The 22,563-nt window shown below is 71.3% G+C and carries 20 protein-coding genes, 1 tRNA gene and 1 pseudogene; 8 read left to right on the top strand and 14 right to left on the bottom strand.

Annotated elements, in window-relative coordinates:
* Positions 1-89 precede the first annotated feature (89 nt).
* Positions 90-719, top strand: a complete 630-nt coding sequence (locus tag H295_RS0123385; protein WP_020137784.1) for a GNAT family N-acetyltransferase — start codon at positions 90-92, stop codon at positions 717-719.
* Between the two features lie 30 nt (positions 720-749).
* Here H295_RS0123385 and H295_RS0123380 read toward each other — a convergent pair whose 3' ends face one another.
* Positions 750-1,355: a TetR/AcrR family transcriptional regulator gene (locus tag H295_RS0123380; protein ID WP_020137783.1), complete on the bottom strand. Its 606-nt coding sequence runs from the start codon at positions 1,353-1,355 to the stop codon at positions 750-752.
* A 185-nt stretch (positions 1,356-1,540) separates the two neighbouring features.
* On the opposite strand from H295_RS0123380, the gene H295_RS0123375 reads away from it, so the two are divergent.
* Positions 1,541-4,780, top strand: a complete 3,240-nt coding sequence (locus H295_RS0123375) for a S41 family peptidase (protein ID WP_020137782.1) — start codon at positions 1,541-1,543, stop codon at positions 4,778-4,780.
* Positions 4,781-4,894: 114 nt separating this feature from the next.
* Here the strand turns inward: H295_RS0123375 and H295_RS0123370 are convergent, their stop codons facing one another.
* The 4 genes from H295_RS0123370 to H295_RS43505 all read right to left on the bottom strand — a co-directional run bounded on the left by H295_RS0123370 (position 4,895) and on the right by H295_RS43505 (position 8,519).
* Positions 4,895-5,089: a hypothetical protein gene (locus H295_RS0123370; RefSeq protein ID WP_020137781.1), complete on the bottom strand. Its 195-nt coding sequence runs from the start codon at positions 5,087-5,089 to the stop codon at positions 4,895-4,897.
* Positions 5,090-5,176: 87 nt separating this feature from the next.
* Positions 5,177-6,061: an SDR family oxidoreductase gene (locus H295_RS0123365; protein WP_020137780.1), complete on the bottom strand. Its 885-nt coding sequence runs from the start codon at positions 6,059-6,061 to the stop codon at positions 5,177-5,179.
* On the bottom strand, positions 6,058-6,975 hold the full coding sequence (locus H295_RS0123360) for an alpha/beta fold hydrolase (protein ID WP_020137779.1): 918 nt from the start codon (positions 6,973-6,975) through the stop codon (positions 6,058-6,060). Before H295_RS0123360 ends, H295_RS0123365 begins: the two co-directional genes overlap by 4 nt.
* Positions 6,972-8,519: a flavin-containing monooxygenase gene (locus tag H295_RS43505; protein ID WP_020137778.1), complete on the bottom strand. Its 1,548-nt coding sequence runs from the start codon at positions 8,517-8,519 to the stop codon at positions 6,972-6,974. Before H295_RS43505 ends, H295_RS0123360 begins: the two co-directional genes overlap by 4 nt.
* A gap of 157 nt (positions 8,520-8,676) precedes the next feature.
* Between H295_RS43505 and H295_RS0123350 the strand changes: the two genes are divergently transcribed.
* Complete coding sequence (locus tag H295_RS0123350; RefSeq protein ID WP_020137777.1) at positions 8,677-9,297, top strand: MerR family transcriptional regulator; 621 nt, start codon at positions 8,677-8,679, stop codon at positions 9,295-9,297.
* A gap of 77 nt (positions 9,298-9,374) precedes the next feature.
* Positions 9,375-9,782 (top strand): hypothetical protein, encoded by a 408-nt coding sequence (locus tag H295_RS0123345; RefSeq protein ID WP_028809661.1) that lies wholly within the window; start codon positions 9,375-9,377, stop codon positions 9,780-9,782.
* A gap of 19 nt (positions 9,783-9,801) precedes the next feature.
* Here the strand turns inward: H295_RS0123345 and H295_RS0123340 are convergent, their stop codons facing one another.
* Positions 9,802-10,605 (bottom strand): exodeoxyribonuclease III, encoded by an 804-nt coding sequence (locus tag H295_RS0123340; RefSeq protein WP_020137775.1) that lies wholly within the window; start codon positions 10,603-10,605, stop codon positions 9,802-9,804.
* Positions 10,606-10,634: 29 nt separating this feature from the next.
* On the opposite strand from H295_RS0123340, the gene H295_RS0123335 reads away from it, so the two are divergent.
* Entirely contained in the window at positions 10,635-11,111 is a 477-nt protein-coding gene (locus H295_RS0123335; protein ID WP_028809660.1) for a GNAT family N-acetyltransferase, read from the top strand.
* Positions 11,112-11,220: 109 nt separating this feature from the next.
* A pseudogene (locus tag H295_RS47245) lies at positions 11,221-11,303 on the top strand.
* An 83-nt stretch (positions 11,304-11,386) separates the two neighbouring features.
* Here H295_RS47245 and H295_RS0123330 read toward each other — a convergent pair.
* The 7 genes from H295_RS0123330 to galU form a co-directional block, all read right to left on the bottom strand.
* Positions 11,387-11,460 (bottom strand) — tRNA-Ala (locus H295_RS0123330).
* A gap of 103 nt (positions 11,461-11,563) precedes the next feature.
* Positions 11,564-12,805 (bottom strand): gephyrin-like molybdotransferase receptor GlpR, encoded by a 1,242-nt coding sequence (gene glpR, locus H295_RS0123325; protein WP_020137773.1) that lies wholly within the window; start codon positions 12,803-12,805, stop codon positions 11,564-11,566.
* Between the two features lie 172 nt (positions 12,806-12,977).
* The gene (locus H295_RS0123320; protein ID WP_020137772.1) at positions 12,978-13,559 is read right to left on the bottom strand and encodes a GNAT family N-acetyltransferase; all 582 of its coding nucleotides are present in this window, start codon (positions 13,557-13,559) and stop codon (positions 12,978-12,980) included.
* Between the two features lie 59 nt (positions 13,560-13,618).
* A complete protein-coding gene (locus H295_RS0123315) occupies positions 13,619-14,125 on the bottom strand; it encodes a MogA/MoaB family molybdenum cofactor biosynthesis protein (protein ID WP_020137771.1) in 507 nt (168 codons plus the stop codon).
* Positions 14,122-14,601 carry a cyclic pyranopterin monophosphate synthase MoaC gene (gene moaC / locus H295_RS0123310; RefSeq protein WP_020137770.1) on the bottom strand — a complete coding sequence of 160 codons (480 nt, stop codon included), beginning with the start codon at positions 14,599-14,601 and terminating at the stop codon, positions 14,122-14,124. The genes H295_RS0123315 and moaC overlap by 4 nt, the downstream gene beginning before the upstream one ends.
* 62 nt (positions 14,602-14,663) lie before the next feature.
* Positions 14,664-15,989, bottom strand: coding sequence for a gephyrin-like molybdotransferase Glp (glp, locus tag H295_RS0123305; protein ID WP_020137769.1), 1,326 nt, complete (start codon positions 15,987-15,989; stop codon positions 14,664-14,666).
* A 4-nt stretch (positions 15,990-15,993) separates the two neighbouring features.
* Positions 15,994-16,896 carry a UTP--glucose-1-phosphate uridylyltransferase GalU gene (gene galU, locus H295_RS0123300; protein WP_020137768.1) on the bottom strand — a complete coding sequence of 301 codons (903 nt, stop codon included), beginning with the start codon at positions 16,894-16,896 and terminating at the stop codon, positions 15,994-15,996.
* Positions 16,897-16,989: 93 nt separating this feature from the next.
* Here galU and H295_RS0123295 point away from each other — a divergent pair, with 93 nt between their 5' ends.
* Positions 16,990-17,613, top strand: coding sequence for a 5-formyltetrahydrofolate cyclo-ligase (locus H295_RS0123295; RefSeq protein ID WP_078616732.1), 624 nt, complete (start codon positions 16,990-16,992; stop codon positions 17,611-17,613).
* Positions 17,614-17,672: 59 nt separating this feature from the next.
* On the opposite strand, the gene H295_RS0123290 is transcribed toward H295_RS0123295, so the two are convergent.
* Complete coding sequence (locus H295_RS0123290; protein ID WP_020137766.1) at positions 17,673-20,522, bottom strand: penicillin acylase family protein; 2,850 nt, start codon at positions 20,520-20,522, stop codon at positions 17,673-17,675.
* A 267-nt stretch (positions 20,523-20,789) separates the two neighbouring features.
* On the opposite strand from H295_RS0123290, the gene H295_RS0123285 reads away from it, so the two are divergent.
* Positions 20,790-22,373, top strand: coding sequence for a potassium/proton antiporter (locus H295_RS0123285; protein ID WP_020137765.1), 1,584 nt, complete (start codon positions 20,790-20,792; stop codon positions 22,371-22,373).
* The last annotated feature ends 190 nt before the right edge of the window (positions 22,374-22,563 follow it).

Below are 22,563 nucleotides of genomic sequence, written 5' to 3'. Positions count from 1 at the left end.
GTCCGTCACGCTAGCGGTGGGTGTACGGGCCACGCGACCCTGTTCCACGGACCGTTCCCGTTCCCGCTCCCGTCGTGCAGGATGCTGCGATGACCCCGTCTCCCGGCATACGCCCCTACGGCCCCCAGGACCGTGCCGCCCTCGACGACATCTGCGTCCGCACCGCGCACGTCGGCCAGGACGCGCGCCCTCACTACCGCGACCCGGGTGTCTTCCCGGCGGCCTTCGCGCAGCCGTACGCCCATCTCGAACCGGACCTGGTCTTCGTGCTGGACGACGGGGAGGGGCGGGCCGTCGGGTACGTCGTGGGGACCGCGGACACGGCCCGGTTCGTGGCGGACTACCGAGCCAGGTGGCTTCCGCTCGTGGCCGACCGCTATCCGGAGCCCGCCGGGCCGCCGCGCACCCCGGACGAGGAGATCGTGGCGCTGCTGCACGATCCGGAGCGGATGCTGGTGCCCGAAGTCGCCGCCTACCCGGCCCACTTGCACATCGACCTGCTGCCCGGGTGGCAGGGGCTCGGGTACGGGCGGGCGCTGATGGGCAGTCTGCTGCGCGCCCTCCACGACAAGGGCGTGCCCGCCGTGCACCTGTGCATGCTCTCCGCCAATACCCCCGCCCGCGCCTTCTACGACCGTCTCGGCTTCCACGAGATAGCCGTACCGGATCCCGGACCGGTCACCTATCTGGGCCGGCCCACGGCAACGGAGAGCTGGTGAGCGGGTCGGGCGTGGAGCCGGTGGGGCGGGTCAGTCGTGGGGAACGCCCAGCGCCGGGAGGACCACGGCGTCGATGTACGAGATGAGGTAGGCCTGGGTCGGCGGCAGCTCGTCGATCATCGTGCGGGCGGCGAACCCGCCGATCATCATGTGGATCATGAAGTCGATCGCCGGGTTGTCGGGGCGCACCTCGCCGCGGTCGACGGCCCGCTGCACGATCCGGCGGAACGCCTCCATCTCGGGCTCGATGAGGTGCTCGCGGAACGCCTTCAGGAGATCCGGGTTGCCGTGGATCGCCATGGCCAGCCCTCGCATGAGCGCGGAGTCCTGCTCCATCTTGCAGTCGTCCGAGCGCAGGGTGAGGGTGTGCAGGTCACCCCGGAGCGAACCGGTGTCGACCTCGTCGAGACCGAGGGCGCCGGGCTTGGAGTGCCGCACCGCCTTCGCCACCAGCTCGGCCTTGCCGCCCCACTGACGGTAGAGCGTGGCCTTGCTGGACCGGGTGCGCGCCGCTACGGCGTCCATGGTCAGGGTGTCGTACCCGACCTCGCGGAGCAGGTCGAGCACGGCCCCGTAGAGCTCGGCCTCGCGCTCGGGGGTGATACGGCTGCGACGTGCTGTCGTGACCTCGGTCATGCCACTCACCCTTCCCGCTCCGGACATCGAACGACACTGTTTCGTACGACACGAATGTAGCGCATCCCCAAGCGAAACGAAACGGTTTCGTTCGTGCCGTGGGTCACCCGGGCAGGTGTCCGCCCCTCCGTCCGGGTGATTTTTCATAAGTTGCTCCGGTCCATCCCCCGGAAAAGCATGGGGAGGTGAGCTATCTGCGCCTTCCGCACCTGAGCGGCGACCTGCTGTGCTTCGTCGCCGAGGACGACCTCTGGCTGGCCCCCCTCGACGCCCCGGGCCGCGCCTGGCGGCTGACCGTGGACCGCACCAAGGTCGGCCACCCCCGTTTCTCCCCCGACGGCACCCGCATCGCGTATACGAGCTGGCGCAGCCTCGTGCCCGAGATCCACCTGGCCGAGGTGGACGGCGGACCGGCCCGGCGGCTCACCTACTGGGGCTCCTCGGACACCCAGGTGACCGGCTGGACCCCGAACGGCGAGATCCTCGCCGTCGCCTCCCACGGCGAACCCTTCTCCTACTTCACCTGGGCGTACAAGGTCCCCACCGACGGCTCCCCCGGCCGCAAACTCCCCTGGGGCCCGGTCTCCGACATCCAGGTCGCCGACCGCAGGACCCTCCTGCTGACCGGCACCCCGCCGCACGAGCCGGCCGCCTGGAAGCGCTACCGGGGCGGCGCCACCGGCCGGCTCTGGCTGCACGGCGAACGCCTGCTGCCGGACCTGAACGGCCACCTCCACTCCCCCATGTTCGTCGGCGACCGGATCGCCTTCCTCTCCGACCACGAGGGCGTCGGCAACCTCTACTCCTGCGCTCCCGACGGCTCCGACCTGCGCCGCCACACCGACCACGACGCCTTCTACGCCCGGCACGCGGCGAGCGACGGCACCCGGGTGGTGTACCAGTGCGGCGGCGACCTGTGGATCGTGGACGACCTCGCGTGGGCGGAGCCCCGCAGGCTCGACGTACGGCTGAGCGGGCCGCGTGCGGGACGTCGTACCTACCAGGTGCCCGCCGCCCAGCACGTGGACGGCATCTCGGTCGACGAGACGGGCCGGGCGAGCGCGGTCGTCGTCCGCGGCAGCCTGTACTGGCTCACCCACCGGGACGGTCCCGCGCGCACGATCACCGACACCCCGGGGGTACGGGTCCGGCTCCCGGAGATGCTCGGTTCCGTCGGCCAGGTCGCGTACGTGACCGACGCGGAGGGCGAGGACGCCGTCGAGATCGCCTCCCTGCCCCGGGCGACCGGCGACCGTGCGCCGCGACGGCCGGCCTCGGGCGACCTGGGCCGGGTCCTGGAGCTGGTCTCCGACCCGAGGGGCGAACGCCTGGCCATCGCCTCGCACGACGGCCGCCTGCTGCTCCTGACCGTGCCTGACAGTGCGGCTGAGGCCGCGGGCACGGAGGACTCCGCCGGACAGGTCACCGAGCTGATCCGCTCCGTCAACGGCCCGGTCCGCGACCTCGCCTTCTCCCCCGACGGCAGCTGGCTGACGTGGTCGCACCCCGGCATCGGCCGCTCCCTTCGCCAGATCAAGATGGCCCGCATCAAGGATCGTCTGATCGTGGACGTCACCAACGGCCGCTTCGAGGACGAGAACCCGGTCTTCACCAGGGACGGCCGCTACCTGGCCTTCCTCTCCTGGCGCGGCTTCGACCCGGTGTACGACGTGCACACCGGCGACCTGTCCTTCCCGCTCGGCTGCCGCCCCTATCTGGTCCCGCTGTCCTCCGCGACCCCCTCCCCCTTCGCCCTCAACCCCGAGGGCCGCCCGGCCGCCGGGGGCCTGGACCCGTTCCCCACCGACGAGGACGGCGACGGGGCCGCCGTGACCGTGGAGACCGAGGGCCTGGAGAGCCGGGTCACCCCCTTCCCGGTCCCCGCCTCCAAGTACTCGGCGCTGCACCCGGTCGCGGGCGGCGGCCTGGTCTGGCTGCGCTGGCCGATCTCGGGCGCCCTCGGCGAGACCTTCGTCGACCCGGACGACACCTCCGAGCGCCCCACCCTCGAACACTTCGCCGTCGGCAAGGCGAAGAAGACCGAACTCGTCGAGCACCTGGACTGGTTCGCGGTCAGCGGCGACGGCTCCCGGCTGGTCCTGGTGGACGAGGGCGAACTGCGCGCGATCCCCGCGACGGAGTCAGGCGACAGCGACTCGACCGTCTGGATCGACCTGCGCCGCATCCTCCACGAGGTCGACCCGCCCGCGGAGTGGCGCCAGTCGTACGAGGAGGCGGGCCGGCTGATCCGGGCGTACTTCTGGGACCCCGGGATGTGCGGCATCGACTGGGACGCGGTCCTCGACCAGTACCGCCCGCTGCTCGAACGGGTCGCCTCCCCCGACGAGTTCGCCGACCTGCTGCGCGAGGTCCTCGGCGAACTGGGCACCTCCCATGCCTACGTCACCCCCGCCCGCCGCAACGAGGGCCCGCCGCACTACCAGCGCCGCCAGGGCCTGCTGGGCGCCAACTTCGAGCTCAGGGAAGGCGGTTGGACGGTCCGGCGGATCCTCCCCGGCGACTCCTCGGACTCCAGGGCCCGCTCCCCGCTGGCCGGCACGGGCATCCGTGAGGGCGCGGTCCTCACCCATGTGGACGGCCGCCCGGTCGATCCGGTCGCGGGCCCGTACCCCCTCCTCGCGGCGGCGGGCGGTACGACGGTGGAGCTGACCTTCACCCCGGCCGCGGGCGAGGGCGGCTCCCGCCGGGTCGCGGTGGTCCCCCTCGTCGACGAACGCCCCCTGCGCTACCAGGACTGGGTGGCCAAACGCCGGGCCGTGGTCCGGGAGTTGAGCGGCGGCCGCTGCGGCTATCTGCACATCCCGGACATGGGCGGCTCGGGCTGGGCCCAGTTCAACCGGGATCTGCGCATGGAGGTCTCCCGCCCCGCCCTGATCGTCGACGTCCGCGGCAACGCGGGCGGCCACATCAGCGAACTGGTGGTGGAGAAGCTGACCCGGACGATCCTCGGCTGGGACCTGACGAGGAACGCCCAGCCGGTGTCGTACGCCTCGAACGCCCCGCGCGGTCCGGTGGTCGCCCTCGCCGACGAGGCGACCTCCTCGGACGGCGACATGATCACGGCCGCCTTCAAACTCCTGAAGCTGGGGCCGGTGGTGGGCCAGCGCACCTGGGGCGGAGTGGTCGGCATGACCGGCCGCCACCAGCTCGGCGACGGCACGGTGATCACGGTCCCGATGAACGCGGCCTGGTTCGACGCGTACGGCTGGTCCGTCGAGAACGAGGGCGTCACCCCGGACCTGGAGATCCTGCGCACCCCGCTGGACTGGGCGGAGGGCCGCCACGCCCAACTCGACGACGCGGTGACGCTGGCGCTGGCCTTGCTGGAGACAACGCCCCCGGCAACCCCGCCCGACTACCGGGACGTCCCGAACAGGGCACGTCCGAAGCTGCCGCCCAGGTAAGGGCCTTCAGGGGCGCGGGGAACTGCGCGACAAGCCCCCACCGGCCGGCAGCCGAACACAAAGCACAGGGTGCCCTCCCAACAACCAGAGGGCACCCCACACTTCAAGCCGCAACTACATGTCGTAGTCGGGGTCCAGCCGCTCCTGCTCCTCGCGCCGCATCCGCTCGGACTCCTCGTCCCGCATGCGCTCGCCGTCCTGCTCGCCGCGGCGACCCCGCTGGGCCTGCTCCCGGCCCTCCTGGGCCTTCTGCTTGGCCTGCTGCTGCCACTGCTCGGACTTGTCCTGGAACTGGTCCTTGATACCCATGTGGGTTCACTCCCGTGGGGGTGAGGGAAGAGCCCCGGTCCGGGGCCTCGACCAGATTCACACGGCCGGACAAAGAACGCATTTCGATCAACTACGGTGCGTAGCGCGAGCCTCCTCGTCCGCCGCCCCACCTGCGCCGACGAGCCCGACCCGCATCCCCTCCAACCGCTGTCCGAACCGCCGCATCTCCCGCTGTCCGACGGTCCCGATGAGCCCCGGCAGAGCCCCGCGCAGGCCCTGCATCCCGCGCAGCCACCCCTGCCCGTACACATGGCTGGAGCGCCGCTCGATCCCGGCCACGATCCGCTCCACGGCGGGTCCCAGCGGATACGTCTTGTTGGCCGGCCACGGCAGCCGCTGCCGCAACTCCCGCATCACGTCGTCCTGGTCGGCCCCGCGCACCATGTCGGTGTCGGTCCACGACAGGTACCCGACCCCGACCCGCACCCCCCGGTAGCCGACCTCGGCCCGCAGGCTGTGCGCGAACGCCTCCACACCGGACTTGGACGCGCAGTACGCCGTCATCATCGGCGCCGGCGTGATCGCGGCGAGGGAGGCGATCTGGAGCAGGTACCCCCGGCTCTCGACGAGCGCCGGGAGGAACGCCCGTGCGGTGACGGCCGATCCGATGAGATTGACCTCGATCACCCGCCGCCACGCCTCGGGATCGGAGTCGACGAAGGGCCCGCCGGTCGCGACCCCCGCGTTGGCGACCACGATGTCGACCTTCCCGAACCGCTCCTTCACCTCGTTCGCGACCCGGGCCATCGCCTCGTGGTCCGTCACGTCGGCGTACCAGTGGTCGCTGTCGCCGTGCAGCCGCTCGGACAGCTGCTTGAGCGCGTCCGGTTCGAGGCCGACCAGCGCGACCTTCGCACCGCGCGCCGACAGCTTGCGGGCGAGCAGCTCGCCCACGCCCCGCGCGGCCCCCGTGACGACCGCGACCTGACCTTCCAGACCGACCCTGCTCATGCACCCTCCCTGACCTGGACGTAGCTGCTGACGAGTTCCCGGATCCGCGCACTGACCAGCTCGGGCGCCTCGACCGGTGTCATGTGGCCGAGCCCGGGCAGCTCGGTCACCCCGAGACTGTGGGGCAGCGCGGCGGCCAACCGGTGTGCGTGCACCGGCGGGGTGAGCCGGTCGGCGGTCCCGACGAGGACGGCCGTGGGCACGGCGAGCTGCCGTACGCCCTGGTCCAGGTCGAGCAGATCGAGCACCTGCGACCAGGCGTGGCGCACCTTGCGCGGACACGCGTGCACGATCCGCGCGCACGCCTCCACCATGTGCGGGGCCGAACCGGGGCCCATCGTCCCGTACTTGAGGATCCGCAGCGCGAGCGGTGTGACCGGCCCGAGCGGCGCCCGCGCGCCGAGGACGTGCCGGGTCAGCCAGGTGCGCAGCCGCCCGGCCCGGATCGGCACCACGGTCGACTCGGCGACCAGCCTCGACGACCCGGTGCTGCACAGCAGCACGGCGGCCGTGTGCTCCCGGAACACCGGCCGGTCCGCCGCCGCCATCACCGTCATCCCGCCCATGGAGTGACCGACGACGACCGCTTTCTCGTCCGCCGCGAGAGTCGCCTCCAGTACGGCCACGAGATCGTCGGCGAGTGCGTCCGCACTGCACGCCGGGCTCGCCGGACTGCGTCCGTGACCGCGCTGGTCGTACGCGACGACCCGGTGGTCCACGGCGAGTTCGCGGATCTGCGCGGCCCAGAAGGCCGTGGAACAGGTCCAGCCGTGCGCGAGGACGACCGGGGGCGCGCCCTCGGGGCCGTGCACCTCGACGTGCAGCCGGGCGCCGTCGGCGGAGGTCACGGTCAGTTCGCCGGCCGGCAGGGGCGGGGCGTACGGCCCGGAGGAGACATGCGCCAGTCGGCTCATACGGCGGCCTCCGCGCTCTCGTCCGCGACCGGGCTCCCCTGTGCGGTGGGCCGCAGCACCTCGTACTCGGCGAGGTCCACCCGCCGGGTCGCCCGCCGGAACTCGGTCGTCGTGCCCGGCCAGATCGTGCTGTTGCGGCCGTTCGCGTCCAGGTACCAGCTGGTGCAGCCGCCGGTGTTCCACACCGTGCGCTTCATGCGCTCCTGCACCCGGTGGTTCCAGGCCCGCACGGCGGCGGGCCGGGCGTCGAGGGCCACCCTGCCTCCCCCAGTGCCTTGAGGGCCTGGGGGGACCCCCAGCACGTCCAACTGCCGTACGAAGTCGGCCAGGTAGTTCAGCTGGGACTCGATCATCAGGATCATCGAGGAGTTCCCGAGCCCGGTGTTGGGTCCGATGACCGTCATCCAGTTGGGGAAGCCGGCGGCGGAGGCACCGCGCAGCGCCTCCATCCCGCCCTTCCACGCCTCGGCGAGCGTCCGCCCGTCCGCGCCGACGACCCGGTCGGCGATGGGCATGTCGGTGACATGGAAGCCGGTGCCGAAGACGATCGCGTCGACCTGGGCCTCGGTGCCGTCGGCCGCGACGAGCTTCGACCCCTCGACCCGGCTGAGGCCGCTGGCGACCACGTCCACGTTGGGCTGGGCGAGCGCCGGGTAGTACGTGCTGCTCAGCAGGATCCGCTTGCAGCCGATGCGGTAGTCGGGGGTGAGCTTGGCCCGCAGCGCCGGGTCCTTGATGGCGCGGGCCATGTTCCGCCTGGCCAGCTGCTCGACCGCGCCGAGCTGGCCCGGGTGCTTGGTGAAGGCCTGTACCTGCAACTCCCTGATGCCCCACAGCAGTCCGCGCCGGGCCTGGGTGGTGAAGGGCAGCTGCCGGTGCAGCCGCCGCTCGACGCCGCTGATCGCCCGGTCCATGCGGGGCATCACCCAGGGCGGGGTCCGCTGGAAGAGGGTGACGTTACGGGCGAGGGGCTGGATCGCCGGCACGATCTGGATGGCCGAGGCGCCCGTGCCCACCATGGCGACCCGCTTGCCGCGCAGGTCGTAGTCGTGGTCCCAGCGGGCGGAGTGGAAGACCTTGCCGGGGAAGGAGTCCAGGCCGGGGATGTCGGGGATCTTCGGATCGGACAGCGGCCCGGTGGCGGAGACGACGAAGTCGGCCGACAGCCTGCCGCCGGCGGTCTCGATGTCCCACCGCAGCGTCTCGCTGTCCCAGGTCATCCGCAGCACCTCGGAGTTGAGGCGCAGGTGCGGGCGGAGCCCGAAGACGTCGGTCACGTGCTCCAGGTAGGCGCGGATGTGCTCCTGTCCGGAGAAGGTGCGCGGCCAGTCGGGGTTGGGCGCGAAGGAGAAGGAGTACAGATGGGAGGGCACATCGCACGCGCACCCCGGATAGCTGTTGTCCCGCCAGGTGCCGCCGACACTGCCGGCCCGCTCCAGCACGACGAAGTCGGTGACGCCCTCCCGCCGCAGCCGTACGGCGGCCCCCAGCCCACCGAACCCGGATCCGACCACCGCCACCCGCACATGCTCGTGTTCGGCCATGCCGACGCCTTCCCTGCGACTCTGCCAGTGAACACTGGCGCAATGGGAGGATAGAGCGGCTCCGTACCGATGGGTAGGGGTCGGGAAGAAGGAAGTTACCGGGAGTACGACATAGGGTGCGGGCGTGGCAGAAGACGGAGGACGACACGAGTACCGCATGGAGGAGCTGGCCCGCCTGGCCGGCATCACCGTGCGCACCCTGCGCTTCTACCGCGAACGCAAGCTGATAGCGCCGCCCCGCCGCGAGGGCCGTATCGCCTGGTACGACGACCACCACCTGGCCCGGCTGCGCACGATCGCGGCGCTCCTGGAGCGGGGTCACACCCTCACCGGCATCGCGGAACTGGCGGAGGCCCTCGACCACGGCCGCGACGTCGCCGACGTCCTGGGGGTGACCCCTCCCACCGAGGAGGAGCCGGTCCGCCTGACCCCCGAGGAACTCGCCGCCCGCTTCGAGGGCGAGGTCACCGCGGAGAACCTGGCGGCCGCTCTCGACCTCGGCTACCTCGGCACCGACGGCGACGAGATCGTCCACATCAGCCGCCGCCTCCTCGACGTCTCCTCGGCCCTGGTCCGCGAGGGCATCCCCCTCGCGGAGGTCCTGACCGCCGGCCGGCAGGTCCGCGAACACGTCGACGCCCTGGCCGAGATGTTCGCCGACCTGGTCCTGCGCCACACCACCGAGAACGACCTCCACCGCCTGCGCCCCCTGGCCCGGAGCGTGGTGGAGGCGGAACTGTCCCTGGCGCTGGATCGGCGGCTGCGGAAGCGGGACTGAGGGGCCGCTGATGTACTCATGCCGGGCTGAGTAATGACGCTCTGGGCGGGGACGGGACGAGCGGAAACACTCGGAGCATGCGAAACCGACCTCTGAGAAGCGTTTCCCACCTGCTGCCGACCCTGGTGACGGCCGGCGTGTCGATGGCGGCGTGGGCTGCCTGGCTGGGCTGGGACCAGCACTACGACGTACAGCCCGACGGCACCACGACCGGCCCGTACGAGGCCTGGCAGGTGATCGGGCTGGTGGTGACCCTGCTGGTGGCGGTGTACTGGGCGGCATCGCGTCGCCACGTCGCCTCGGCCGTGCTCGGCACCACGACCGGCCTCACCCTCGCTGCCTTCCTCGACTGGTCGGACGACTCCACCGGCCAGTTCATGGTGGGCGTGATGATGGTCACGGTGGGGAGCCTCGCCGCGACCGCCCTCGCGACCAACGTGATCACCTCCGTGAGACGGCGGCCGGCACAGACGCCGCCCGCATGACGCACACCCACGTCACACGTCACACGTCGAAGACGACCGTCACGGGCGCGTGGTCCGACCAGCGCTCGGCGTGCGTGGCGGCCCGCTCGACGTACCCCTTGACGGCCTTGGCGGCTAGCCCGGGCGTGCAGACGTGGAGATCGATGCGCCATCCGCTGTCGTTGTCGAAAGCCCGCCCCCGGTAGGACCACCACGAGTACGGCCCCTCCATGTCCGGATGCAGCGACCGTACGACGTCCACGTACCCGCCGTCCTCGAGGTCGAGGACCCGGCTCAGCCAGGCGCGCTCCTCCGGCAGGAAGCCCGAACTCTTCTGGTTGGAGCGCCAGTTCTTGAGGTCGGCCTGCTGGTGGGCGATGTTCCAGTCGCCGCAGACGACGACTTCGCGGCCGTCGGCGGCGGCGCGCTCGCGCAGACCCTTCAGGTACGTCAGGAACTCGTCCATGAAGCGGACCTTCTCGTCCTGCCGCTCGGTGCCGACCTCGCCGGAGGGCAGGTAGAGGGAGGCGACGGTGACCCCGCGCAGGTCGGCCTCCACATACCGTCCGCTGGTGTCGAACTCGGCCGACCCGAACCCGACCTGGACCCGGTCCGGCTCACGGCGGGAGTAGAGGGAGACCCCGGCCCGCCCCTTGGCGGCGGCCGGCGCGTGCGTCACGTGCCAGCCCTCGGGAGCCCGGACCGCGTCGGGCAGCTGCTGCGGCTCGGCACGCACCTCCTGAAGGCAGATCACATCGGCGGAGGTGTCCGCGAGCCACTCCACGAAGCCCTTCTTCGCGGCGGCACGCAGCCCGTTCACATTGGCGGAGGTCACAGTCAGCACCCCGGCACGATACCGGCACACTGGAGGGCATGATGATCCGCCGTGTCCCCTTCGACCACCCCGACGCCGTCAAGCTCAACGACCAGGTCCAGGCCGAGTACCACGTCCGCTACGGCGACGGCGGCGACGCCACCGAGCTGGCCCCGGCGGACTTCGAGCCCCCGAACGGCGTGTACCTGATCGCGTACGACGCCCTGGACAGCCCCGTCGCCACGGGTGGCTGGCGCGCGCAGGACGCCAACGGCGAGGGCCACCTGGACGGCGACGCCGAGCTCAAGCGGATGTACGTGATCGAGCAGATGCGCGGCCGCGGTCTCGCCCGCCGCGTGCTGTCCGCCCTGGAGGAGGACGCCCGCGCGGCCGGCCGCCTGCGCATGGTCCTGGAGACCGGCACCAAGCAGCCGGAGGCGATCGCGCTGTACACCTCCAGCGGCTACGAGCCCTGCGCCAAGTTCGGCTACTACCGCCATTACGAGGACAGCCGCTGCTTCGCCAAGCCGCTGTGAGCTGGTCGGACGGACGCGCAGGTAGGGGGTCGACCTGGACCGATACTGAGTCGTCACCCCCTCGAAAAGAACTGGGCTCGCTCTTCCACGAGTCGGTAAAGTCCCTCTGGCCATGAGTCGTTCAGCGGCCCAGGACGTCGCCCGGGGGTTCGCCCCTACGCGGAAACCCCGGTTCGAATCCGGGCCATGGCACCCTTCGCCCGTGCCGTCGGATTCGTGCCGCACGGCATGCCAAAGCCCCCACCGGGAGTCCCCGGCAGGGGCTTTGAGCTGCGTGGACCTGAGGGGATTTGAACCCCTGGCCCCCTCGATGCGAACGAGGTGCGCTACCGGACTGCGCCACAGGCCCTTGCAACGAGTGAAACTCTAGCATCCCCGTCAGGGTGCTTGGAAATCCGTTCCCGGCTGGTCAGGGACGGGGGTCCGCGGGCCTCGCGTTCCCGCCCCGGGCGTCACTCGTTGGCCGCACGCGGCCGTTCGCCTTCCTCGTACTGGTCGAAGAGAGGGGTACGGCCACGCTCACGTGCCCGGCGGGCGGAGGCGGCGCGGCGGGCGTCGGTGCGACCGTCCGCCGTGGGCCTGTCGTCCGCGTCGTCGGGCAGCTCCTCCGATCCCTCGTCCTCGGCGACGGGCGCCGCCTCGTGCTCCGGGGTGACGGTGCTGGAGCGTGCCGAGCTCCACGCGTCGGGCGCCCCGAGGTCCACGTCCGCGGTGGCCCGCGGCGCGACCGGCGCGGTCACGTAGGTCGGCAGCGGGACCGGTACCGGGTCCCAGCTGTCCCCGTGCCCGGGCCTGCGCTGCCGCTCACGCTGCTGGTCGACCCACTCGGCGTGGTCGGTCTGCTCGACGAGGGCGCGCCGGTCGGCGGCGAGGGCGGAGAGCCCGGGGTCGGTGACCTGCTCTGGTCCTCCGTCCGGTTCGTCGGCGTCCACGTCGGTACTGACGGATGCCCGCCGGCGCGGCTGGCGCGCCCGCTCCCGCAGGTGCTGCGCGGCGGCCTCGGCCCGGCGCCGGTCCATCTGGTAGGCGAACCGGCGGCGTTCCTGGGAGCGCAGGTAGGCGATGTACGTGCTGAGCATGACCGCGGGCACCCCGGGCGCCCACAGGAAGGCGAGCCCTCCGACGGCGGCGACGATCGCGCCGAGCGTGAACGCCGCGAAGAGCATCACGGTGGTACGCCGTCGGCGCGCGAGGGACTTGGTGCGCCGGGCGCGCGCCGCGGCCGCTTCCGCGGCGGCCGTGCGCCGTGCGGCGGACACGGGCGGCTGCTTGCGGGTGGGGGCGCCACCGTCGTGCGCCGCCTCTCGTCCCGCGTCCCGCCCTGCTTCCCGTCCCGCGTCCCGCGCGGTCTCGCGCGCCGGCTCCGGGGGGCGTCCCGTGGACGGCGGCTGGACCGTCGCCTTGGCCTGTGGACGGGTCGGGGGCATGGCGAAGGACCGGACGTCCACCGAGTCGGTGACGACGGCGTCCGGATCGTCGGCGCCGCCCTCCCCCTCGTCGGTGGAGCGCGCGCGCAGGTCCTTGGCGTATCGGCGCTCCATGCCCGCCCGTCCGGACAGCAGCCGGATGGCGGTGCTGAAGCGTTCCGTCGGACGGGCCTCGTTCAGCTCGTCCTGCCTACGGAGCCACATCGGCACCAAGTAGGCGGCCCAGGCCCCGACAATGACTGCGTAGATGAGGCCGCTGCTGCTCACGCCTCACACGGTAGAGGGGTTTGCGTGAGGCCATCTGCCAATTGAGCCGGTGTGTCGCACGATCTGGCTGATATTTCGAGCTTTTTTTGCGACCGATCCGATCAGCAGACCGCCTCAGCCGTGAATTCAATGCCCCGAGACGGTCATGCACCGATCATTTTCGAACACTTATTCAATTTCCGGGACCTGTATCCGGAACCTGCTTGGCGGCGCGGGCCCGCTGCCAGCGTCTGAGCAGTCCGTCCGGCACCTCTTCCGCGGTGAGCGCGAACACGAGATGGTCCCGCCAGGCCCCGTCGATGTGGAGATAGCGCGGACGGAGCCCTTCCTCGCGGAATCCGAGTTTCTCCACGACCCGTCGGCTCGGTCCGTTCTCCGGGCGAATGCAGACCTCGATGCGGTGCAGACCGACGGTGCGGAAACAGTGGTCCACGACCAGCGCCACGGCGGTCGGCATCACCCCGCGCCCGGCGACCGACTGGTCCACCCAGTAACCGACGTGCCCCGAGCACATCGAGCCCCAGGTGATCCCGGCGACCGTCAGCTGCCCGACCAGCTGTCCCCGGTACTCGATGACGAACGGCAGCATCCGGCCGGCGTTCGCCTCGGACCTGAGGTGGCGGACCATCTGCCGGTACGTCGGCCGGTGGGCGATCGGCCCGCTCGGGGTGGGCGGCGGAATTGTCGCCTCCCAGGGGCGCAGCCAGTCCCGGTTGCGCCGGTTGACCTCACGCCAGAGGCGTTGGTCGCGCATCCTTATCGGCCTCAGGACGACATCGCCGTCCGCCAGTACGACGGGCCATGACGGGCTGTTCAGCTCGCACCCCCCTCGCCGGCGCCGGGTCTGACGTGGTCGCCGCCGCGGATCTGGTCGACGGCGTGCTTCAACAGGGGCTCCAGGACGGCCAGCCCGTCCTTCACCCCGCCGCTGGAGCCCGGCAGATTGACGATCAGGGTGCCGGCCGCCACTCCGGCCAGGCCCCGGGAGAGCGCGGCGGTGGGCACCTTGTCCCGTCCGAAGGCCCGGATGGCCTCCGCGATGCCGGGCACCTCGTACGCGATCACCGCGCGGGTCGCCTCGGGGGTGCGGTCGGTGGGCGAGATTCCGGTGCCGCCGGTGGTGACGACGACGTCGTAGCCCGCTTCGACGCCCGCGCGCAGGGCGGCCTCCACGGGGTCGCCGTCGGGGACGACCTGCGGGCCGTCGACCGCGAAGCCGAACCGCTTGAGGCCGTCGGCGATCAGCGGGCCGCCCTTGTCCTCGTAGACACCGGCGGCGGCCCGGTTGGAGGCGGTGACCACGAGAGCGCGGTACGTCATGACCGGCTCCAGTCGCCCGACTTGCCGCCCGTCTTCTCCTCCACCCGCACGTCCGTGATGACCGCTCCCTTGTCGACCGCCTTGACCATGTCGATCACGGTGAGCGCGGCGACGGAGACCGCGGTGAGGGCCTCCATCTCGACACCCGTACGGTCCGTGGTCTTCACGGTGGCGAGGATCTCCACGGCGTCGTCCGCGACCGACAGATCCAGTTTCACACCCGACACCGACAACGGGTGGCACAGCGGAATGAGGTCCGGGGTGCGTTTGGCGCCCATGATCCCCGCGATCCGCGCGGTGGCCAGCGCGTCGCCCTTGGGGACGCCCTCGCCGCGCAGCAGCTCGATCACCCGGGGCGAGACGAGGACGCGCCCGCTCGCGCGCGCGGTGCGCGCGGTGACGTCCTTGCCGGATACGTCGACCATGCGGGCGGCTCCCGCTTCGTCGATGTGCGTCAGTCGGTCCTGCGTACTCATGGTTGTGCGGCGCTCCCGGTCCGGCCTGTTGTGCGCGACACGGTACCGCCAACCCGGGGTGCTCAGCCGAGCAGGACCACTTCGACCTCGGTGCCGGGCTCCACGGACTCGGCGTCCTCCGGTACGACGATCAGCGCGTCCGCCTGGGCGAGGGCGGCCACCAGGTGGGACCCGGCACCGCCGACCGGGGCGACCGTGCCGTCGGCGTACGCACCGCGCAGGAACTGCCGGCGTCCCTTGGGCGAGCTCAGCGCCTTGCCCGCGGTCAGGGTGGCCCGGGTGCGCGGGCGGTGGAGGTCGTCGAGGCCCATGAGGGCGCGGATCGCGGGGCGGACGAACAGCTCGAAGGAGACGTACGACGACACCGGGTTGCCGGGCAGGGCGAGCAGCGGGGTGTGGTCGGGGCCGATGGTGCCGAAGCCCTGGGGCTTGCCGGGCTGCATGGCGAGCTTGCGGAAGTCGACGCCGCTGCCCGGTTCGTCCTCGTCGCCCACGGAGGTCAGCGCCTCCTTGACGACGTCGTAGGCCCCGACGCTCACGCCGCCCGTGGTGACCATGAGGTCGGCGCGGACGAGCTGGTCCTCGATGGTGGAGCGCAGGGTCTCGGCGTCGTCGGCGACGGCGCCCACCCGGTAGGCGATGGCGCCGGCGTCCCGGGCGGCCGCGGTGAGGGCGAAGCTGTTGGAGTCGTAGATCTGGCCGGTGCCGAGGCTCTCGTCGGGCTGGACGAGTTCGCTGCCGGTGGACATGACGACCACGCGCGGGCGCGGGCGTACCCGGACGGTGCCGCGGCCGATGGCGGCGAGCAGGGCGATCTGGGGCGGGCCGAGGACCGTGCCGGCGTCCAGGGCGCGGTCACCGGCCCGGACGTCGCTGCCCTGGGCGCGTACGTGCGCGCGGGCCTCCGCGGACCGGTACACGTGCACATGCCCCTCGGCGCCCTCGGGGGCGAGGCTGCGGGCGCGCATCCCGGTGACCGGGCCCTCGCCGAGGCCGCCGTCGGTCCACTCGACGGGGACGACGGTCTCGGCGCCGGGCGGCAGCGGGGCGCCGGTCATGATGCGGGCGGCCTGGCCGGGGCCGACGTGGAGCAGGTCGACGGCCTGGCCCGCCGCGACGTCCCCGACGACGTCGAGGACGGCCGGGAACTCCTCGCTCGCGCCCGCCACGTCCGCGACCCGTACCGCGTACCCGTCCATGGAGCTGTTGTCGAACGGCGGGAGGGACACCGGGACCGTGACGTCCTCGACCAGGACGCAGCCCTGGGCGTCGAGCAGTTGCAGCTCGATGGGTTCGAGGGGGCGGACGGTCGCGAGGATGTCCTCCAGGTGTTCGTCCACCGACCAGAGGTCGTCCTGGTCGGCCGGGCGGGGCGCGGCGCTGCTCAAATCCCTACATCTCCTCGGCTACGAAGCTGCGAAGCCAGGTCCGGAACTCCGGGCCCAGGTCTTCACGTTCGCACGCGAGTCTGACAATGGCACGCAGGTAGTCGCCGCGGTCACCGGTGTCATAGCGGCGGCCCTTGAAGACCACGCCGTGCACCGGGCCGCCGACGGTCTCGTCCTGGGCGAGCTGCTGGAGGGCGTCGGTGAGCTGGATCTCGCCGCCGCGGCCGGGCTCGGTCTTGCGGAGTATCTCGAAGATGTGCGGGTCGAGGACGTAGCGGCCGATGACCGCGTAGTTCGAGGGGGCGTCGGCCGCGTCCGGCTTCTCGACGAGACCGCCGACCTTGACGACGTCGCTGTCCTCGGTCTCGGCCACGACGGCACAGCCGTAGAGGTGGATCTGCTCGGGGGCGACCTCCATGAGCGCGATGACGCTGCCGCCGTGCTGCTCCTGCACCTCGATCATCCGCTGGAGCAGGGCGTCACGGGCGTCGATCAGGTCGTCGCCGAGGAGGACCGCGAAGGGCTCCTGGCCCACGTGGGGCGCAGCGCACAGGACGGCGTGGCCGAGGCCGCGGGGGTCGCCCTGGCGGACGTAGTGCATGGTGGCGAGGTCGCTGGACTCCTGGACCTTGGCGAGCCGGCCGGCGTCGCCCTTCTTCTGGAGGGCGGACTCGAGCTCGTAGTTGCGGTCGAAGTGGTCCTCCAGGGGCCGCTTGTTGCGTCCCGTGATCATGAGGACATCGTCGAGGCCCGCCGAGACGGCCTCCTCGACCACGTACTGGATCGCCGGCTTGTCGACGACCGGCAGCATCTCCTTGGGAGTGGCCTTGGTTGCCGGCAGGAAGCGGGTGCCGAGCCCGGCTGCCGGGATGACAGCCTTGCTGATCCGAGGGTGCGACAGAGTCATGGCCGCAACCCTATCCGGTGCCTTTGCCTGGAATATGAGGCTCCGGTTAATAAGCTCTTATATGAGCGTATTGGAAGGGTACGGGTGCAGACTTTGAGCCACATCGGACGTCCCACCAAGCCTGACAAGCGAGGGTTGCGGCGAGAATACCTGGCGGTGAGGAGCAGGTTGACGGCCGATGACGTGCGGGAAGCGGCCTCCGCGCTGGCCGGCCGGGCCCTCGGCCTGCCCGAGCTGGCGGATGCGCGCACGGTCGCGGCGTACGTCTCCGTCGGGAGCGAACCCGGCACCCTCGCGCTCCTGGACGCGCTGCGCGAGCGGGGCGTGCGGGTCCTGCTGCCCGCCCTGCTGCCGGACAACGATCTGGACTGGGGCGCCTACACCGGCGAGGGCTCCGTCGCGCGGGTCCAGCACGGCGGAAAGATGGCCCTCTTCGAGCCCGCCGGCGAACGTCTGGGCCCGGACGCCGTGACCGGCGCCGACGTGGTGCTGCTGCCCGGCCTCGCGGTGGACGGGCGCGGGATGCGACTGGGGCGCGGCGGGGGGTCGTACGACCGGGTGCTCGCGCGCCTGGAGCGCGCGGGCGCACGACCGGCGCTGGTGGTGCTGCTGTACGACACCGAGGTCGTCGCCGAGGTCCCGGCGGAGGCACACGACCGGCCGGTGCACGTGGTGGTGACGCCGTCGGGCGTGCGTCGCTTCCCCGGCCCGGCATGAGGAAGGGCCCCTCCACGCGCGTGCGTGGAGGGGCCCCTGCTTCGGTCCCGCGGCGGTCCCTACGGCTTCAGGACCAGGGTGTCGCTCGTGCTCTTGTCGACAGCCTCGTCCGAGAAGGACCAGTCCAGCAGCTCGCCCTTGGCCCACTTGCCGGTCTGGTCGGTGTAGTGCGCGCTGTAGGCGTGCCCGGAGGCCCCGGTGAGGTTGATCCACTTCGACTTGTCGAGGTCGCCGAGGTTGACCACCATGCGCATCGACGGCACCCAGACGACGCCGTAGCCGCCCGCGGCGTTCCAGCCGGTGGCGTTGACCGTGGCCTCGCCGCCGCTGAGCTTCCAGGGGCCCCGGTTGAGCAGGTACTTGACGATGTCGGGGCCCTGGGTGCCCAGGGTCTGGTTCTTCAGGAACAGGCGGTGCAGCCGGCCCCAGCTCCAGGTGTCGATGTCCTTGCCGAGCTTGGCGGTCAGCTCCCAGCGGGCGTCGATCATGGCGCGCTTGAACAGTTCGTCGCGGTTGGTGGCCGCGGGCCGGTCGCCGACGCCCTTCGGGGTCTTCCACCAGTCGCTGTTCTGGTCGTTCATGAGGTTGCGCACGACCTCGAACCAGCGGTCGCCGCCGTCCGGCTGCGCCTCGTCTGCGTCGCGCTGCCCGCACTCGCGGGTCTTGTCGGTCTCGTCGGCGGGGCCGGTGGTGTTGACCGGGTCGACCCACAGGCACTGGCCCTTGACCCGCAGCTCCTTGGGCAGCTTGTTGCCGAAGGCGAGCTTGAGGATGTTGCGCCAGACCGCGTTGAAGTAGGCGGCCGCCGCCGAGTCGGCGTCCTGGGTGTAGTCCCAGCCCTCCAGCAGCTCCTGCGCCTGGCGGACGTCCTTGTCGTCCATGTCGATCTTCAGCAGCTTGGGCACCAGCAGCTTGGCGATCTCGCTGCTGTTGTCGAGCTGCATCTGCCGCATGTCGTCGGTGGAGATCTTGCCGCCGCCCTTGATCTTCTGCTCGATCAGGTCGGTGATGCGCTGGCTGCGGGTGCCGTAGCCCCAGTCGGTGGTGAGCGTGTAGGGGTACTTGTCCTTGTCGACCACGGCCTGGTTGGCGGTCACGATGTAGCCGCGCGACGGGTTGTACTCGTAGGGCAGCTCGTCCTGCTGGATGTACTTGCCGGTCCAGCGGTACTTCGGGTCCCAGCCGGGCGCCGGGAGGGAGCCGTCGTCGCCCTTGGCGCGGATCGGGATGCGGCCCGGCAGGGTGTAGCCGATGTTGGTGGCGTCGGCGTAGACGAGGTTCTGGGACGGGACGTCGAACAGGGCCGCCGCCGCGCGGAAGTCGCTCCAGTCCGACGCCCTGTCCATCGCGAAGACGGCGTCCATGGTGGTGCCCGGGTCCAGCGCGGTCCAGCGCAGGGCGACGCCGTAGCCGTCGCCCCGGTCGGGGGCCGCGTTGTCGACGGTGGCCTTCTTGCCGACGTTCACCAGCTCGTCGGAGCGGTCGGACAGCAGGGGGCCGTTGTTGGTCTCCCGGACGACGATCTTCTTGGAGGCGCCGCCGGCGACCTTGATGGTCTCCTCACGCGTGGTGAAGGGAACCGTCTTGCCGTCGTACAGGTAGCCGTCCCCGGAGAGCTTCTCCAGGTAGAGGTCGGTGACGTCGACGCCCGAGTTGGTCATGCCCCAGGCGATCTTCCCGTTGTGGCCGATGACCACGCCGGGCATGCCCGCGAAGGTGTAGCCGGTGACGTCGTACTGGCACTTGCTGGACAGGCTCCGGCAGTGCAGGCCCATCTGGTACCAGACGGACGGCAGGGAGGCCGTCAGGTGCGGGTCGTTGGCCAGCAGCGGGTGCCCGGTGATGGTGTGCTCGCCCGCCACGACCCAGGAGTTGGAGCCGATGCCCTGTCCGTTCACGCCGACGGCCGTCGGGACGTCGTCCAGGACCTCGGAGAGGCCCGACAGCTGGCTCTGGAGGGCCGAGGCGGCCGTCCCGGAGCCTGCGGAGGACGACGTGCCGGTGGTGCCGCCCGTGGACGTCCCCGTGCCGCCCGTGGAGGTCCCCGTGCCTCCGGTGGACGTCCCGGAGCCGCTCGTGGAGCTGCCGGAGCCCGACAGGCCGTTGTCCTTGGAGCTGCCGTTCTGCTCGAACGTCCCGGTGAGCTCGTCGTACTGGCCCTCCTGGACGATCGCCTTGTTCCGGTTGTACGGGTACTCCGGGTACAGGTCGGCGATCTGCTTCGGGCCGAGGCGGCTGGTCATCAGGGCGCGGTCGATCTCGTCCTTGACGTTGCCGCGCAGGTCCCAGGCCATCGCCTTCAGCCACGAGACGGAGTCGACCGGGGTCCACTGCTCGGGCTTGTAGTCGTTGACGAAGCCGAGAGCCGCGTACTCCAGGGAGATCTGCTTGCCGCTCTTGCCCTGGAGGTAGGCGTTGACTCCCTTGGAGTAGGCCTGGAGGTACTTCTTGGTGGAGGCCGACAGCTTGGTGTCGTACTCCTTCTTCGCCACCCGGTCCCAGCCCATGGTGCGCAGGGTCTCGTCGCTGTCGACCAGCCCCTTGCCGAACATCTCCGACAGCCGCCCGGCGGTCAGGTGCCGGCGTACGTCCATCTCGTAGAACCGGTCCTGCGCCTGGACGTAGCCCTGCGCCATGAACAGGTCCTCGTCGGAGGAGGCGTAGATCTGCGGGATGCCGTAACTGTCGCGTTTCACGTCGACCGGGCCCGACAGGCCCTGGAGCTCGACGGAGCCCTTGGTCTGCGGGAACGACGCGCGCACGGTGCTCACCGACCAGTAGCCGCCGTACGCGACAGCGCCGACGAGGGCCAGGACGAGGACCAGCACGATCAGACGGGCTCTGCGCCCCTTCTTCCTGCCGGACTTGCCGGGCTGCTGACCCGAGGAGGCGGTGGTGGTGGGGGGCATCGCTGTCCTTGCTGTCCTAACGCGAGCGGCAGGGCGGGCTGGTGCATTCGACTCAGAGCCTGTGTGACGCAGGCTCTGCGCGCTGGAGCAACCATAGGCGCAGCGCCTGAGGGCACTTGACGCGGAGTCGGGAACCAACGCGGACGAGCGTTCGATCTTGCCTCGCCGAGCGTCAAGAAATCGTCAAGAGTTAGGTAAGGTAACGAAGTACTTGGATGCGGAGTCCCACCACTTCGTGTCCTATGTACGTGAGCTCACGCGCGCGTGATGCGGGTGAGCCAGGGAAGGGAACGGCCGCTGACTGTCCACCACCTCAACCAGCTCCTGCTCGTCTGCTCGCTCGTCCTGCTCGTCGCCGTGGCAGCGGTCCGGATCTCCTCGCGCAGCGGGCTCCCCAGCCTGCTCGTGTACCTGGGGATCGGCATCGCCATGGGTCAGGACGGCATCGGCGACATCCACTTCGACAACGCCGAACTGACCCAGGTCATCGGGTACGCGGCCCTGGTCGTGATCCTGGCCGAGGGCGGCCTCGGCACGAAGTGGAAGGAGATCAAGCCGGCCCTGCCCGCGGCGACCGCGCTGGCACTGGCCGGGGTCGCGGTGAGCGTCGGGGTCACGGCGTCCGCCGCGCACTACCTGATCGGGCTGGAGTGGCGGCAGGCGCTCATCATCGGGGCCGTCGTCTCCTCGACGGACGCGGCGGCGGTGTTCTCGGTGCTGCGCAAGATCCCCCTTCCCGCGCGCATAACGGGCACCCTGGAGGCCGAGTCCGGCTTCAACGACGCCCCCGTGGTCATCCTGGTCGTCGCCTTCTCCCAGGCCGGTCCGGTCGAGCACTGGTACCGGCTGATCGGCGAGATAACCCTCGAACTGGCCATCGGAGCCGCCGTCGGCATCGCGGTGGGCTGGCTCGGCTCCTGGGGCCTCAGGCACGTCGCCCTGCCCGCCTCCGGCCTCTACCCGATCGCGGTCATGGCGATCGCCGTCACCGCCTACGCGGCGGGCGCGCTGGCGCACGGCAGCGGCTTCCTCGCCGTCTATCTCGCCTCCATGGCGATGGGCAACGCCAAGCTGCCGCACTGGCCCGCCACCCGCGGGTTCGCCGACGGCCTCGGCTGGATCGCCCAGATCGGCATGTTCGTCCTGCTCGGCCTGCTGGTCACCCCGCACGAGCTGGGCGACGACGTCCTGCCCGGGCTCGTCATCGGTTTGGTGCTGACCATGGTCGCGCGGCCTCTGAGCGTGGTGCTGTGCCTGACGCCGTTCCGGGTGCCCTGGCAGGAGCAGACCCTCATGTCCTGGGCCGGGCTGCGCGGCGCCGTGCCCATCATCCTGGCGACGATCCCCATGGTGAACGGCGTCGAGGGCAGCCGGCGCGTCTTCAACATCGTCTTCGTCCTGGTCGTCGTATACACCCTCGTGCAGGGCCCGACACTGCCCTGGCTGGCCCGCAAGCTGCGCCTCGGCGGCGACCCGGAGGCTGCCGACCTCGGCATCGAGTCGGCGCCCCTGGAGCGGCTGCGCGGACACCTGCTGTCCGTCGCGATCCCCGAGGGGTCGCGGATGCACGGCGTCGAGGTCCACGAGCTGCGGCTGCCGGCCGGAGCCGCCGTCACCCTGGTCGTCCGCGACGCAAAATCGTTCGTTCCGCTGCCCACGACCGTGCTGCGGCGCGGGGACGAACTGCTCGTCGTCACCACCGACCCGGTCCGCGACGCCGCCGAACGACGGCTCCGCGCGGTGGGCCGCGGCGGCAAGCTGGCCGACTGGCTGGGCACGGGCAGCGGCAGCGGCAGCGGCAGGGCTGACGGCAGGGGCGGTGGCGGCGGTGGCAGCGGCGGCTCAGGTTAAGGCCGTGTTTCGTGCCCCCTGTACGATGGGGGCGCACCCCTGATCGAACCAACTCTGCCTGACGCAGAGCTGGCGCGACCGTATGGCGGCCGGGACGTCCCTCGTGGCGTGGTCTTCGGCATCTACCGCAGTCCGCGCAAGAGGACAGCTCTCGGTGCCGCCCCTGACGGGAGCGGCGCTACCAGGCGGC

The organism is Streptomyces sp. 351MFTsu5.1 (assembly GCF_000383655.1).
In the GTDB taxonomy this organism is placed as follows: Bacteria; Actinomycetota; Actinomycetes; order Streptomycetales; family Streptomycetaceae; genus Streptomyces; species Streptomyces griseorubiginosus.
Note: the sequence above shows the minus strand (reverse complement) of the source record. Positions and strands in the feature narration are given on the sequence as shown.

Coding starts and splice junctions, on each gene's coding strand:
- moaC (WP_020137770.1), bottom strand. CDS start 14,601: ATGAGTACGCAGGACCGACTGACGCACATCGACGAAGCGGGAGCCGCC.
- H295_RS0123385 (WP_020137784.1), top strand. CDS start 90: ATGACCCCGTCTCCCGGCATACGCCCCTACGGCCCCCAGGACCGTGCC.
- galU (WP_020137768.1), bottom strand. CDS start 16,896: ATGACTCTGTCGCACCCTCGGATCAGCAAGGCTGTCATCCCGGCAGCC.
- H295_RS0123350 (WP_020137777.1), top strand. CDS start 8,677: ATGGAGGAGCTGGCCCGCCTGGCCGGCATCACCGTGCGCACCCTGCGC.
- H295_RS0123370 (WP_020137781.1), bottom strand. CDS start 5,089: ATGGGTATCAAGGACCAGTTCCAGGACAAGTCCGAGCAGTGGCAGCAG.
- H295_RS0123335 (WP_028809660.1), top strand. CDS start 10,635: ATGATGATCCGCCGTGTCCCCTTCGACCACCCCGACGCCGTCAAGCTC.
- H295_RS0123380 (WP_020137783.1), bottom strand. CDS start 1,355: ATGACCGAGGTCACGACAGCACGTCGCAGCCGTATCACCCCCGAGCGC.
- H295_RS0123285 (WP_020137765.1), top strand. CDS start 20,790: ATGCGGGTGAGCCAGGGAAGGGAACGGCCGCTGACTGTCCACCACCTC.
- H295_RS43505 (WP_020137778.1), bottom strand. CDS start 8,519: ATGGCCGAACACGAGCATGTGCGGGTGGCGGTGGTCGGATCCGGGTTC.
- H295_RS0123290 (WP_020137766.1), bottom strand. CDS start 20,522: ATGCCCCCCACCACCACCGCCTCCTCGGGTCAGCAGCCCGGCAAGTCC.
- H295_RS0123365 (WP_020137780.1), bottom strand. CDS start 6,061: ATGAGCAGGGTCGGTCTGGAAGGTCAGGTCGCGGTCGTCACGGGGGCC.
- H295_RS0123320 (WP_020137772.1), bottom strand. CDS start 13,559: ATGCGCGACCAACGCCTCTGGCGTGAGGTCAACCGGCGCAACCGGGAC.
- H295_RS0123315 (WP_020137771.1), bottom strand. CDS start 14,125: ATGACGTACCGCGCTCTCGTGGTCACCGCCTCCAACCGGGCCGCCGCC.
- H295_RS0123345 (WP_028809661.1), top strand. CDS start 9,375: ATGCGAAACCGACCTCTGAGAAGCGTTTCCCACCTGCTGCCGACCCTG.
- H295_RS0123360 (WP_020137779.1), bottom strand. CDS start 6,975: ATGAGCCGACTGGCGCATGTCTCCTCCGGGCCGTACGCCCCGCCCCTG.